This window comes from Bacillus cereus group sp. BfR-BA-01382 (genome assembly GCF_022663475.1).
Taxonomy (GTDB): domain Bacteria; phylum Bacillota; class Bacilli; order Bacillales; family Bacillaceae_G; genus Bacillus_A; species Bacillus_A thuringiensis_S.
In genome coordinates, this window is the sequence record NZ_JAKUFQ010000021.1 from 1 (window position 1) to 15,018 (window position 15,018).

Below are 15,018 nucleotides of genomic sequence, written 5' to 3' on the forward strand. Positions count from 1 at the left end.
TGTTTATTGCTAAAATAAGTACCGTAATATTAGATAAAAATAAAGGGTGGCATTTTATGAAATCAAGAGGGATTACTCGTAAAGCAGATAGCATGGGGCGTATTGTTATTCCAATGGAAATAAGACGGAGTTTAGGAATTGTAGAAAAAGATTCTCTTGAAATGTTTATAGAAGAGGATCAGATTATTTTACGAAAATATCAATCTCCAAGAGCTTGTGCACTTACAGGTGATATTTCAGACAGCAATATTTCGTTAGCGAATGGGAAGATTATTGTAAGTCCAGAGGGGACGGAACAATTAATAAAGAAGTTACAGCAATATCTTTTAAAATAAAAGGTAAGTAAGGATTTTAAAATAGAATATTCTTGTAAAGAAAGTCCTCTATCATTTAGGGGGCTTTTTTATCCGCTATTTGCCGGGTAATAAGACCCCCACCTCAAAATTCAGCGGAAGCAAAGAAGTTAGGCGGGGGCCCTGTTGCCCGTAAAATCCCGATTGGTGAGGGCTGATTAAAGTTCCACTTTATTACAGTTAGTTCAATGAAATACAAATTACCTTAAAATAGTCTGACTATTTTTTATAAAAAAACTATTCGTTTACATTTTTTGGTTTCGTGTTATATTTTTATTGTTAATATTAGTGTATTGAAAATTCTGATTTCAATCTTAGGAAAATTCTAGGGAAAGGAATATTTGTGCTTGAATTGAAAATCCTATAAACATAGTTTGAAAGTAAAGTATGAAAAGAAATCTCCATTAAATATACTAATTTAATGGAGATTTACGGGGTTAATGTAACTAAAAAGAAATTTTGTTTACTCCACGTTTATGCTCTGTAATTTGGTAACTGTAATAGCTCTGACGAAAAGCAAAGGAGCAAAAAAGAAGTAGGTAGTTTATTTAATAGAAGATATGGTGAAAAAATAAAACAACGGAGGTTTTATAATGAATAAAGGAATACTGCAGATTACAGAAATCGAAGAAATTAGCATTCCTAATGTATTGAAGGATAAAATCAAGAATCTAATAGACCATGAATTAAAAACTCATAATCCTTATACTTGTGATCAAGAAATAGCTGCAAGCTTTTCAAGAGAGTGGCTTAATTGTTTGATTGATTATTCAAAGAAAACTTCGAATTCAGATATGAAAAAACTACTACATATGATAAAAGTAGCGAATTGTGGTGGAAACGTACCACCTACTCTTATTAAAAATATTCCATGTGATCCTATGGAAACCCTATTACCTGGGGAAAATCGCAAAGGTTTTAATTATGGTGAAGACGAAGACGATAGAATGAAAAAATATTTTTATGCAGAATGGGTCACATGGCTTTTTGCCACACTTTTTAATTATGATGCTTTAATTCACCCATCCGAACATGCAGGGAAAAATAGATTTCACCTCATTTCCCCTTTGAACAACGATGAAGTTTTGCGAAATGTCGGTGCAAGCACCGGTGGCGGGAACTTTTATCAACATAACGATGCCACAGTGTATACAGACATGAAAGACCAATCAGATATTGAAGCAAGATTGAAAATATTCAATACGAATTTAGAAATTGTATCAAATAGACTTAATAAATCCGTGGAACGAATAGTGTCTGAAATTACTTGTGGAAAATTTACTAGAGTTGATGCTCTTTTATTAAAAGGAGTGTTAAATTTAAAAACTCAAACTCATATTGGAACGCCAAAATTACTTCAAAAGCATCTTGAAGAAAATCACTTCAGTAAAGATGATATATTGGCGATAAGTAAAATGCCTATTGCTCATATCGCAGGAATGGCGGATGGTGAAATATCGGGATTTGTAGGGGAAATAAACCAAATCATATTTTTGGATGATAATGGTGATATTATTGCAACTTGTTTGAATGGAGCAGAAAATAGATTGATTTATGTGGGAAAAAGTGAAGAAGAAAAATTGAAATTTGACATGTTTTTAGAACTCTTACGAACAACGCCCACTTATAAGGTTCCACTTACATCTGAAGATTTATTAATTATTCCAAATTCATACTATGGTAAACAAACAAATGTAACTCATGGTAGGGAAAGGTTATCTGAGGAAGAATATAAAATTCCGATTGGAGATAATAAGTACGGAAGAAGAATTGTTTGCAGGCAGTACGTTTCCAGCCGATTACGTGATCAGAAAGAAAGTTACTTTACAGATATTATTAACTAGTTTAAAGAGAGGAGGGACGATGGGGAGGTTTGGGGTATAATAGCTCAAGCCTTCCCATATTCTTTGTATGGATTTTACTATTGAATTACTCATATTACTATTTTTAGTAGCTGTATTAGCAGGGTGGATAGATACAATTGCTGGAGGCGGTGGTATGATAACTATCCCGATAATGTTATTAGTAGGTATGTCTCCTTCTGTAGCGATAGCAACTAATAAACTGCAAGGGAGTAGCGGAACTCTCATGGCGACAGTGTTTTTTATTAAGAAGAAAGAAATTAATCTTAAAGAAATGCGTTTGTCCATCTTAATGACCTTTTTTGGATCAGTTTTGGGTGGATGGCTTGTTTTACAGATACGGGCAGAATATCTAATCATGATATTACCTTTTTTACTTATTATTATTGGTCTTTATTTTCTATTATCTCCAAATATAGCAAACGAAGATCGACCGAGAAAAATAAGTATGTTGTTGTTTGCGTTAACAGTGGCTCCATTCCTTGGATTTTATGATGGTTTCTTCGGCCCAGGAACAGGTAGCTTGATTGCTTTAGCGTTCATTCTTTTATGTGGATATAGTGCTACACGGGCAACTGCAAATGCTAAGATTTTGAATTTTACTAGTAATTTCGCTGCTTTGTTGTATTTTATTATTTTTGGCCAAATCGATTGGACAATTGGATTGATTATGATGCTTGGTCAAATTATAGGGTCATATATTGGGGCGAAGATGGTGCTTACAAAAGGGACGTCATTAATACGACCAATAGTGGTTATTGTTTGCTTTGTCATGGCAATTAAGATTTTTTTACAAAATATGAACTAAATGTAATAAATATAGTATTTGTATCGAAGTTAGAGTGTTTTCATGTTGTTATTGCAGTATTACACTGTTTAAGATGTGTTCAAAATTACACAATTTGACTAGTGTAATGTATTGCGTTATGCTTTTTCTATTATAAAAGAAAGGCTTGAAGATAATGATTCGTCGTTTGAGAAAGCTAAAAAATGTAGCAGTCGTAGTAAGCTTCTAAGTAAATAGCAAAATATATAATACTTAGAAGCGAGGAATAAAGTTATGAAGCATCCATTATTTAATCATTGGTCAGAAACAAAATATATAAAAGATATAGTAACAAATCCACTCATTGAAGTAGGAGAGTACTCCTATTATTCAGGGTATTATGGTCATCAAAATTTTGAAGATGGTTGTGTAAGGTATTTGTGGGGGGATGCTAAGTCACAAGCACTGTTTAATCCAATTGAACAGATGGGATGGCATCTTGATAAACTCATTATTGGGAATTATGTTTGCATTGCAAGTGGAGTAGTCATTTTAATGGGTGGTAACCATAATCATCACTCAGAATGGATTACAGTATATCCATTCGCTGAGCAAATTGAACAATCATATGAAACTAAGGGCGATACAGTCATTAAAAGTGATGCTTGGATTGGAATGAATGCTATAATAATGCCTGGCGTTACTATTGGTGAAGGTGCAATTGTTGCTGCAGGATCTGTCGTAAGTAAAGATGTTCCGCCGTATACAATAGTTGGTGGAAATCCTGCTAAGGAAATAAAGAAACGATTCACTGATACAGAAATAAACATGTTAATGGAAATGCGTTGGTTTGATTGGGATAGGAAATTGATCGAGAAGGCAATTCCGCTGTTATCTAGTCCATCCATCGAACCATTATTTGCTTTTTATAAAAATGAAGTAAAAAATAAATAAATTAGTTAGAAAAACTACATTCAGTATTGGGTGTAGTTTTTTTATTACAAAAAACTAATGGTTTAGACTAAAGAAAATTTATCTCTAATATAAGTCTAGCAAATAGCTCAATTGAATAATTAAAATCCCGATTGGTGAGGGTTAATAATTAGTGGGGATGAACAAAACCCCCACTGATTAAAGTTTCACTTTATTTTTTGTAAATGTGGAACAAATGTATTATGTAGATTGTCTATTAATTGTAATCCTAAAAAATATGAAAGTGCGAATCATTTTAAAAAATATAAGGGGATTAAAAATAAGGATATGCGTGGGAATACAAAGTATCAGGGCACCTAAAAGTGTCAGATGAGATGGTCTATATGAAAGCAATCCTAACGTTTAATATGTATATACAATTTGAGAACACTGTCTATTTTTTTTGAGATTATGTTAGAATAACGCTTTTTTGAGTACAAAGATATTGGAGGTAACAGAAGTGAAAGGTATGTTTTGCAAGAGATTTATTGCAATAGTAACAGTGCTTACACTATTTTTTAGTATGTTCGTTACATTTGGAAGAGCAGCAGCGGAAACAGTTTCTGCTATAGACGTTGAAGCAGGATCAGCAATTTTAATAGAAGCAAATTCCGGAAAAATTTTATATCAAAAAAATGCAGATGAATCATTGGCAATTGCTAGTATGACAAAAATGATGAGCGAATACTTAGTTCATGAAGCGGTAGATAAAGGAAAACTTAAATGGGATCAAAAAGTTAAAATTTCTGAATATGCACATAAGATTTCGCAAGATCGTTCATTATCAAATGTTCCATTAGAAAATGGTGGCTCTTATACGGTAAAAGAGTTATATGAGGCAATGGCAATTTATTCTGCAAATGGTGCAACAATTGCTTTAGTTGAAGAGATTGCTGGTAAAGAGGGCAATTTTGTAAAAATGATGAACGATAAGTCGAAAGAGTTTGGAATGAAAGATTATAAATTTGTAAACTCTACAGGCTTAACAAATCAAGATTTAAAAGGATATCACCTAGAAGGGACAACTCTAGATGAGAAAAATAAAATGTCTGCAAGGGATTGTGCAATTTTAGCACAACGTCTTATTCAAGATTTTCCCCAAATATTGAATACAGCAAAAATTCCTAAAAAAACATTCCAAGAGGGTGGTAAATATCCAATTGATATGGCGAACTTTAACTGGATGTTAAAAGGTTTAATTAAGCAATATGAAGGTGTAGATGGTTTGAAAACAGGAACGACTCCAGAAGCGGGAGATTGTTTCACTGGTACAGTAGAAAGAAATGGTATGCGCCTAATTTCTGTAGTGATAAAAACAAAATCTCATACGGCACGCTTTGATGAAACAAAGAAATTATACGATTATGGATTTGCGAATTTTGAAGTGAAGAATGTCTACGGAAAAGATTCAGTAGTAAAAGGACATGAAACGGTACGAGTAGCAAATGCAAAAGAGAAAGATGTAGTAGTTCAAACGAAGCAAGCTGTTTCACTTCCAATGCGGAAGGGAAACAAAGACGGTTATAAAAAAGAATTTAAAGTATCAAATAAAGAACCTGAAGCGCCTATTAAAAAAGGTGTAACAATTAGTAAAATAATTATCTCGCCTAAAGATAATACCGATCCTGGGTTCTTATCAGGTAATTCATTACAAATAGACCTTGTAACAAAATCTGATGTGGAACAAGCAAATTGGTTTACACGTTTTATACGTAAAACTGGATCTTTTTTTAGTGGTATGTGGGATAGTGCGATTGATATAGTAAAAAGCTAATTTTATAGGATACAACTAAATATTAGTTTGAAACAAAAGGTTTCAAAGTATTATAGATTCTTATGTGGATAGTTTGGAATGAAAGATTGTATTACTTTTCAAATTTGGTTCTTCGGAACTTTTTGTATTTCTATTAAGCTAAAATAAATTTGTATCCATATACTCCAAAAACGCTATTCTTTTTGTAGAAATATACAGAAGGGATGGCGTTTATTATGAATCTTTCGATTTAAAGGATTCTGGTGCAAGGTTAGTTTAATAAAGTTACATGATGAAAAACCACCCATTAAAGTTTCACTTTATAAAAATTTAATAAAATCTTTTCTTTGTATTAAATATTTTGTTTTAAATTATGTATATAAAGAAATGGAGGTCAAATTAACTTTTTACTGCTTATATTAGGAATTTAAAGAAACGATGTGTACAGTTCTCTCACTATATTCGCATAGTGGCCTTTATGAAAAGCAAAATCTACAATTTACAAGGAGAACATTTTATGAGTAAGAGAATAAAAGAATTAGATTCCATACGAGGGTTAGCGGCACTTACTGTGGTATTTGGACATTTTTGTTTAATGCTACCATCGTTGCCTAATTCTATTAAATTTTCCCCGCTTAGGTTTTTATGGGCGGGTGGGGAAGCTGTTATCGTTTTTTATGTACTAAGTGGTTTTGTGTTATCGATGGCACTTTATCATTCAAAAACAAATTATTGGGGATATTTAATTAAGAGATTTGTAAGAATCTATATTCCTTATTATTTTTGGATAATTGTTTCCTTTGTTTTATTTATTTTATTTTCGTCGTATGAAGTGGTAGGACTACGGGATTGGTTCTATGATAGGTGGCAAGGGTCTATAACAAAATTAGATATTCTAAACCACTTTGTGCTTCTTAATAACTTTTTTACGGAAAATTATAATCCAGTTATTTGGTCATTGGCTCAAGAAATGCGTATATCTATTGTGTTTCCTTTGTTATTCCTTCTTTTTTATAAATTGAATTGGAAGAAAACGATACTATTTGCTTTGAGCTTTTCTTTAATTAGTGTTTTTCTTAATGTGTTGTATATTGGGAAAGCTGAAGGATTTTATAATGGTTATGCTGATACACTGCATTTTACATCTATGTTTATGGTTGGAATGTTACTTTTTAAGTATCAGGAAAAACTTATCTACTCATATAGGAATATGAAAAAATTTAAAAAAGGATTTCTTATTGCATTAGGGATTATTCTGTATTTATATTCCATTTTAATTTATGGTTTTTCCCGTAATGATACTACTTTCTTATTAAAAGATTGGGGTGTCGTAATGGGGGTTGGTATATTTATTATAATGGCTATGAGTAACCTAAAAGTAAAAGCATTTTTAAATAAGAGTGTATTTGTATATTTAGGAGAAATTTCATACAGTATCTATTTGTGTCATTTTCCAATCATGATGGTACTATTTAAACTTTTGTATACAAAGATACCTATCTTTTTCCTTCTTACTTTATGCATTGCAATGACACTACTTTTTTCTATAGTTTCATATCATTTAATCGAAAAGAAATGTATCAACTGGGCAAAACAAAGAACAACCAATTTTTTGAAAAAAGTATAATTCCTAGAGAAATTTTATTTCTTTAGTAAATATACGAATATGACCGATTCCTAAGTATACTTAGGAATCGGTCAATTTTGGATTCTAAATGTAAATATAATAAAGTGGAATATAATTGAAATCGAAAACCACTTAGAAATAACAATTACGGTGTGAGCTATTGTATAGTATAGATATGGTTAATAATAAAGGGGGAATACATATGTGGAAGCGATTTGTAGCAATTGGTGATAGTTTTACAGAGGGGATAGGGGATGAAGTTGAGGGAATTGCATTAAAAAGCTGGATAGATCATTTTGTTCAACTGTGTGAAAACGATATAAAATATGCTAATTTGGCAAAGCGTGGCTTAGTAACTAAAGAAATTCGCTCGCAGCAATTGGAAAAGGCGTTAACTTTTAATCCAGATTTGGTTAGTCTCATTGCAGGGGCAAACGATGTTTTAAAAGGACGTTGGAATCATGATGCATATAAGAACGATATGGAATTTATGATAGATTCATTAAGTAAAGCAGGGGCTGATATTATTATAGCAAACCTTCCTGATTTTACAGTTAGGCTTCCTTTTGCTTCTGAAAAAAAACAAGTAATAAAAGAACAATTATTAGAGGCAAATGAAGTTATACGTTCACTGAGCAGAGAATATAAGTTTCATCATGTTGATTTTTGGAATCATCATTTAGTTAATGACAATACGCTTTGGTCTAAGGATTTAATTCATCCAAACTCAAAAGGATATGTAAAAGTTGCTGATTTGATTTTTAGTAGTTTGTCTGTACAGAAGACAAAATAATAGTTTGCAATTTAACGAATATGATATTAATTGTGCTAAGCTATGTTTTTTAGTAAATGGAGAGAACTAGAAATTTAGCATACAAAGCGTATCTACGATATATTTCTACAGTAGTGCATAAATGTAGAATTACAAAGAAAGATCACTTATGGAAATAGGTGGTCTTTAAACGTTTTTATAACTAAATTTAAATATATACTGTAGTACTAACAATTTCGTACTACATAAAAATTAAGTTCTCTTATAGAAAAACTGATTTTATATTATCTTAAAATATAATAACATATTCAAATCATATTTTGGGTGTGTATCCTAATTGTGAATAATTTGTAATTTTTTTGAAGTGTAAATATCTAATAAATAAAATAGGTAGTAGGTGCAGAAGTATTAATACTATATTATTCAATTCTGTTATGAGTACATTAGTAATTGGTAGTATTATATTTTTATTATCAATTTTAGTTATTGGAATTAATTTGCATAGAAAATATGTAGGATAAGAAAAGATAAATATACTTTATTGTATATTTATCTTTTTGTTTAGTAGGATTTATAGTCTCTTTAAACTATTATGTTAATAAAATTAAGAAACTTAATTTTTGATATCCTTATGGCTAAAGCCATCTATAAACTGACAATATAACTAAATAATTGTTTGGTATGATTTGTGGGTTGGTTTTTTTATCCGAATTTTCTGATTCAAATATTTCAACTTTATGAATATAGTAGGTGAAATATTTGTGTGATAGTATTTGAGATAGAAAAAAGCCAACTTTAAAAAGGATGTGAATTGAATGTGCAAACAACTATAAATGGTTATATTCAGGTAATGTTTAGCTGTTTTTTAGTGTAAGGTAAAGGTCTATGTTGTAACAGTTGATATAAATACGAAGAAATAGGTGCGCCTAAATTTATCTGACTATTTAAAATAAACTAAACCTTGAGATTAGTCTAGGTTTTGACGAAGTTACATTCTAGGTGAAATCTTTATAATGATTAATTAGGTTTAATAAAGGGGTACCTTATACGCAAAAGCGTTTATATTAGTAACCTAAGGAGCTTGCTTTTATGAAAACTACTGATTCAAAAGGCCTATTAGGAAATAGGGTTTATTTACAAGTTTTCTCTGCTTATTCATTGCTTATGCTTGGTGTTTTTATTGATATGTTAGCGATTATGACTATAGTTGGGTTTGAATGGGAAGTAGATCCTACTATGATTGGATTGATCCCTGTTGCATATGCACTTCCTGGAATTATTTTTGGCTCATGGGCAGGTGTTATTGCAGATCGTTTTAGAAAAATTCCAATTATGATGTTCTGTAATCTAATGGTTGGTCTAATAACAATTGCTCTTTTATTTGTACAAGATATCCACTGGCTCTTAGTGGCATTAATGATTCGTTCCATTTTTATTGTTTTCTATTATCCTGCACAGCAAACACTAACAAGACAGATTGTATCCCCGGACTTACTTACTAAAGCAGTAAGTATCAACGGAATAGTAGAGCAGGGTACCAAGATAGTAGGTCCACTTATAGGGGGCATGTTGCTGAGCTGGTTTCAACCAGAGTTCTGCCTCATTATAAGAGCTATAAGTTGTTTATTAGCTACCTTAGTTCTCATACCCACAATAAAATTTAAAGAAACTATATCGAAAGAATTTGTTGAAAAGCAAAAACAAAGTACTTGGACCGCTTGGGTACAAGGGTGGGGTTATGTGTTATCTAATCGGATAATATTATCAACCATGATTTTCGTTACAATAGCCATGGCAGTATTACAATTAGTCGACTCACAATTCCCAACTTTATTTAAGAGCTTATTCCCACATGATAAAAGTAAAATGGGATATATCATTTCTATTATTGGTCTTGGCGGAATACTTGGTGCACTACTAACTCAGAAATTAAAACAATTTCAATATGGCTGGGTAGTATGTGGAGGTATGGTTTTAATGGGAATTGGTTTTGGGGGGATTGGTTTGATAACGCCCGGTACGGTCTTCGTTTTAGCCTATTTAATTAGTTTTATCGCTGGTATCGGAAGTGGGCTGATGCTTGTATCTAATCAAGTCATTTTACAAATAGAATCCGACCAAGATCAAGTAGGAAGAGTATTTGGTATACAAAGCAGTTTAACAAACGCAGTTCTAATTATTTCTCCTGCTATGAGTGGCCCATTAGTGCATTTGTTTGGAGTAACTCAACTCTATGTTTATGGAGGGATTGGGCTTGTTATTATTGGATTAATTGGAGTTTCACTGCAGAAATATTTATGGGCTAAACATAAACACGAACCTATAAGAGCAAATAATTTTTGAAGGGGAGATTTTTATGACCAATGAGGAATGTTATCGATTAAGCCATCCGCAGCGAAGAATATGGTATACAGAAGTTATTCATTCTGATAAAGGAATATGTAATTTAAGATTTTTATTTAAACTTCATCGGAAAATGAATTATTCAAAATTAAACCAAGTTGTGAATCGCGTTATCAGTGAAAATGACGGTCTGTGCATTAGGTTAAAAGAAAATGGGCATCAGGAACCGAAACAATATTTTATTAAACATGAAGAACAAGAATTTGAGTTTTTTGATTTCAGTAATGTGGAGAATACAAATTTGCTTGAGGAATGGATTGAGCAGAAAACAAAAGACACGTTTACATTATTTAATTCAGATTTATACTATTTCGCTTTAATAAAATTAAACGATAATGAATGTGCAGTCTTTGGAAATGTTCATCATATTATTATGGATGGTTTATCAATTCAAATATTTACTGAGCAAATTGCAAAATATTATTATGAAATGCATAACGAGAATGAGGAAGGCGAAATTAAAAATTCATATGTTCAATTCCTGACCAATGAACAAACATACTTGAATAGTAGTCGCTTTCAAAAAGATCAAAAATTCTGGTTAGAGGAATTTAAAACACTGCCATCTGTGACTGGATTGAAGCCCTATAATACGTACCAAGTTAGCACTAAAGCATCACGTGAGACATTTATATTAACGGAGCATTTGAAGAGAAAGATAGAAAAATTTTCTGAAGATTACAAAATTAGTTTATACACTTTTTTTGTTGCTGCTTTCTCGTTGTCCATGTATCGGTGGACTTCATCGCTTGATATTGGTTTAGGAATGGCTTACGGCAATCGTATGACTAAAATGGAACGAAAATTGATTGGAATGATGGTGAGTACAGTTCCTTTAAGAATGGATATTGATCCAGAAGAAGAAGTACTTTCATTTATTAGCAGGGTGTCCAGAAAACAAAGCAAATTATTGAGGCACCAGAAATATCCATTTGATTTGTTGTTAAAGCAGATTAATAAAGAGAATAATAGTAATGTGAGACTTTTCGGAACTACGATTGATTATAGGAATCGCGATGAAAGTGGTGACTCACTATGGATTCCAAACCATGAAGAGGTACAAGATTTTGCAGTGCATATTGAAAATCTAATTGATATTGACTCTTTACATGTACATATTGATTATCGTGAGGAGCTATTTTCTAAGGAAGAGATAAAACGGTTTTTTAACGTGATGTTAGCGATAATGGAAAACACTTTTGAAAAACCAAAGCAGAAGGTAGCTGAAATAGAAATCATTTCTGAGGAAGATAAAAGAATAAGTTTAGTTGAGTTCAACAATCCTAAACTGAATGTCCCACCTCAAGTAACTATTCATGAAATATTCGAACAGCAAGCGATGATTTATCCAAATACTATTGCAGTTACGTATGAACAAGAAAAAATTACTTATAAGGAGCTTAATGAACGTGCAAACCAGTTAGCTCATTATTTGCAGAAAAAGGGAGTAGGACCTGATACTTTAGTTGGAATATGCGTTGAACGTTCCCTCGAAATGATTGTAGGTATTTTAGGGGTTTTGAAGGCTGGTGGGGCTTATGTTCCACTCGATCCAACATATCCAGAGCAGCGACTTCAATATATTTTAGAAGATGCTAGCATTCAGTTATTCGTGACGCAAGAAAGTTTAAAAGAATTGAAATGGTTACCAGAAAATGTTGAGTCGATTTGCCTGGATCGTGATCAAGATGAGATTGGGAAAGAAAGTAAGACTTTGCCGCTTTCTAATGTCGGTCCCAAAAATCTGGCATATGTAATCTATACTTCGGGATCAACGGGAAATCCAAAGGGCGTTATGATAGAGCATCACAATGTCATTCGGTTATTTAAATCAACGGATTGTTGGTATCAGTTTAATGAAAAAGATACTTGGACGCTTTTTCATTCGTATGCATTTGATTTCTCAGTATGGGAAATTTGGGGAGCATTATTATATGGTGGAAAATTAGTTGTTGTTCCGTACTGGATTAGTCGATCACCTAAGGATTTTTATCAATTATTAGTGGAGGAAGAAGTCACAGTTCTAAATCAGACACCTTCCGCATTTCGACAATTAATACGAGTGTGTGAACAAGAAGATAAGAATAAAAATTTGCAGCTACGTTACGTAATATTTGGCGGAGAAGCATTAGAACCTATTAGCTTGTTACCGTGGTTTCAAAGGTATGGTGAGAAAAACCCACAGTTAATTAATATGTATGGAATTACAGAAACTACAGTTCATGTTACATATTATCCAATTACTCTAGATGATGTGCAGCATGCTTCAAGAAGTAATATTGGAAAGCGGATTCCCGATTTAGAAGTGTATATACTAGACGCTTATCAACAACCTGTTCCTATAGGTGTTGATGGTGAACTTTATATTGGTGGAGCAGGATTGGCACGTGGATATTTAAATAGACCTGAATTAACAGCAGAGCGTTTTATATCTCATCCATTTAGTAGTGATCCGAAAGCAAGATTATACCGGACAGGAGACTTAGCGAGGTATTTGCCAGATGGGAATTTAGATTATCGTGGAAGAATTGATCATCAGGTTAAAATACGTGGTTTCAGAATTGAAATTGGGGAAATTGAGTCTACTTTACATACATATGTATATATAAAAGAGGCAGTTGTAATTGTAAGAGAAGATCAGCCGGGCGATAAAAGATTAGTAGCATATGTTGTAGGAGATGGAAATGTAGATGGGTGGAGAGAGTATCTTAAAGCGAAACTACCAAGTTATATGGTTCCTTCGGGATTTGTGGCGATGGAAGCTATTCCACTTACAGCTAACGGTAAAGTTGATCGTGAGGCCTTACCTATGCCGGAGGAAAAGCAGATTAATAGTGAATGTGTTGGCCCTCGGAATAGTAACGAACAGATACTGACTACCATTTGGAAGCGAGTATTAGGTGTTAAAAAGGTGGGAATCTATGATAATTTCTTTGAAATTGGTGGCGACTCGATTCTCAGTATTCAAATCATATCTCAAGCAAGTCAAGTGGGGTTAAAACTTACTCCAAAGCAAATGTTTGAATGCCCAACTATCGCTGAGCTGGCACAAGTGGCTATAGAAACGCAGGGAGTACAAGCGGAGCAGGGAATTGTGATAGGTGATGTGCCTCTTACTCCAATTCAGTGCTGGTTCTTCGAGCAAGAACATCCACATACAGAGCATTGGAATCAATCAATGCTTTTAAGAGTAAAAGAAAGATTGGATGTGAAATTACTAGAGGGAGCGATATTAAATTTACTCAAACATCATGATGCTTTACGTTTCCGGTACGAACAGTTACCAAACGGAACGTGGAGGCAGAGAAATGAAGAGACTGATGAGCTGTCAGTACTCCATGTTGTAAAACGGAATCAAGTTAATGAAAAAGAGTGGAATACAATAATACAAGAAGAAATGAACATTAATCAAGCTAGTTTCAATTTAGTTACTGGTCCGTTAATGAGAGTAGTGTACTTTGAAGATAACTTGACTGGAAATGATCGAATATTCTGGGTGATTCATCATTTAGTAGTAGATGGAGTGTCATGGAGGATTCTATTGGAAGATTTACAGGTGGTATATAACCAGATAAAACAAGGTCAAGAAGTTCGCTTACCTGCGAAAAGTACATCTTTTAAAGAGTGGTCTGAACGACTCCAGACGTACAGTGATTCGGGTATTTCAAAAGAAGTACAAAATTATTGGAATCAACAAGTAGAAAAAGAAACGATGAAAATTCCAATGGACTATCCAATACAAGAAACGACAGAGGAATCGATTGATCAAGTGACGAGGACTTTAGGAATAGAAGAAACACATGAATTGTTACACGAAGTTCCAGTAACTCATAAGACAAGGATTGATGAGGTACTATTAACGGCATTAGGACAAGCTATCGTCGATTGTACAAATCAGCAAACCGTTTCTATTCATCTAGAAGGACACGGAAGAGAAGAGGTAATTGAAGGTATTGATTTATCAAGGACAGTGGGCTGGTTCACGAGTATTTATCCCGTTCATCTCAATTTTCAAGGAACTCAAACACCTATTGAAGGATTAAAGTCTGTCAAAGAACAATTGCGTCGAATCCCAAATCGCGGAGTTGACTATGGTATTTTACGTTACTTGAATAAAGGATTACTTCCGTTTTATCAGCAAAAGCCTTCAATAAGTTTTAACTATTTGGGCCAATTTGATCAGGTTTTCTCAAGGGAATCTTTGTTTATGCAAGAGACAGGATTTACATTTTTAGATCATGCTCCAGATTCCAAACCATCTCATCTAATTGATGTTATCGGAATGGTGAAAGATGAAAATTTACATTTTGTTTGGATGTATAGTAGAGAACAGTTTTCTAAATTAAAAATTCAATTGATAGCAGATGGTATGTTGAGGCATCTTCGTCAACTTATAAATAAACCAACAACAGAGTCTGCTTTTACGGTATCAGATTTTGCTGATGCAGAGGATCTTACGGAAGAAAGCTTGAGCAAAGTATTACTTAAATTAAAAAAGAAGAGGGTGTAA

9 protein-coding genes are annotated in these 15,018 nt (G+C 32.9%); all 9 read left to right on the plus strand.

Going from position 1 to position 15,018, the window contains the following annotated elements:
- The first annotated feature begins 56 nt into the window (after positions 1-56).
- The 9 genes from MR160_RS11365 to MR160_RS11405 all read left to right on the plus strand — a co-directional run bounded on the left by MR160_RS11365 (position 57) and on the right by MR160_RS11405 (position 15,018).
- Entirely contained in the window at positions 57-335 is a 279-nt protein-coding gene (locus tag MR160_RS11365) for an AbrB/MazE/SpoVT family DNA-binding domain-containing protein (protein ID WP_000842215.1), read from the plus strand.
- A gap of 611 nt (positions 336-946) precedes the next feature.
- Entirely contained in the window at positions 947-2,197 is a 1,251-nt protein-coding gene (locus MR160_RS11370; protein ID WP_001032355.1) for a hypothetical protein, read from the plus strand.
- Between the two features lie 67 nt (positions 2,198-2,264).
- The gene (locus MR160_RS11375; RefSeq protein ID WP_000347991.1) at positions 2,265-3,023 is read left to right on the plus strand and encodes a TSUP family transporter; all 759 of its coding nucleotides are present in this window, start codon (positions 2,265-2,267) and stop codon (positions 3,021-3,023) included.
- Between the two features lie 252 nt (positions 3,024-3,275).
- A complete protein-coding gene (locus MR160_RS11380) occupies positions 3,276-3,935 on the plus strand; it encodes a CatB-related O-acetyltransferase (RefSeq protein ID WP_000682536.1) in 660 nt (219 codons plus the stop codon).
- 478 nt (positions 3,936-4,413) lie between these two features.
- The gene (locus MR160_RS11385) at positions 4,414-5,727 is read left to right on the plus strand and encodes a D-alanyl-D-alanine carboxypeptidase family protein (RefSeq protein ID WP_000677658.1); all 1,314 of its coding nucleotides are present in this window, start codon (positions 4,414-4,416) and stop codon (positions 5,725-5,727) included.
- A 457-nt stretch (positions 5,728-6,184) separates the two neighbouring features.
- Positions 6,185-7,333 (plus strand): acyltransferase family protein, encoded by a 1,149-nt coding sequence (locus tag MR160_RS11390; protein ID WP_003282126.1) that lies wholly within the window; start codon positions 6,185-6,187, stop codon positions 7,331-7,333.
- 202 nt (positions 7,334-7,535) lie between these two features.
- Complete coding sequence (locus tag MR160_RS11395) at positions 7,536-8,126, plus strand: SGNH/GDSL hydrolase family protein (protein WP_000265867.1); 591 nt, start codon at positions 7,536-7,538, stop codon at positions 8,124-8,126.
- A gap of 1,068 nt (positions 8,127-9,194) precedes the next feature.
- The gene (locus tag MR160_RS11400; protein ID WP_000858612.1) at positions 9,195-10,448 is read left to right on the plus strand and encodes an MFS transporter; all 1,254 of its coding nucleotides are present in this window, start codon (positions 9,195-9,197) and stop codon (positions 10,446-10,448) included.
- A gap of 13 nt (positions 10,449-10,461) precedes the next feature.
- Positions 10,462-15,018 (plus strand): non-ribosomal peptide synthetase, encoded by a 4,557-nt coding sequence (locus tag MR160_RS11405; RefSeq protein WP_242297370.1) that lies wholly within the window; start codon positions 10,462-10,464, stop codon positions 15,016-15,018.

Excerpts from the sequence above, each read along its gene's own strand:
- MR160_RS11365 (WP_000842215.1), top strand. The coding sequence starts at position 57 with ATGAAATCAAGAGGGATTACTCGTAAAGCAGATAGCATGGGGCGTATT.
- MR160_RS11370 (WP_001032355.1), top strand. The coding sequence starts at position 947 with ATGAATAAAGGAATACTGCAGATTACAGAAATCGAAGAAATTAGCATT.
- MR160_RS11375 (WP_000347991.1), top strand. The coding sequence starts at position 2,265 with ATGGATTTTACTATTGAATTACTCATATTACTATTTTTAGTAGCTGTA.
- MR160_RS11380 (WP_000682536.1), top strand. The coding sequence starts at position 3,276 with ATGAAGCATCCATTATTTAATCATTGGTCAGAAACAAAATATATAAAA.
- MR160_RS11390 (WP_003282126.1), top strand. The coding sequence starts at position 6,185 with ATGAAAAGCAAAATCTACAATTTACAAGGAGAACATTTTATGAGTAAG.
- MR160_RS11395 (WP_000265867.1), top strand. The coding sequence starts at position 7,536 with ATGTGGAAGCGATTTGTAGCAATTGGTGATAGTTTTACAGAGGGGATA.
- MR160_RS11400 (WP_000858612.1), top strand. The coding sequence starts at position 9,195 with ATGAAAACTACTGATTCAAAAGGCCTATTAGGAAATAGGGTTTATTTA.
- MR160_RS11405 (WP_242297370.1), top strand. The coding sequence starts at position 10,462 with ATGACCAATGAGGAATGTTATCGATTAAGCCATCCGCAGCGAAGAATA.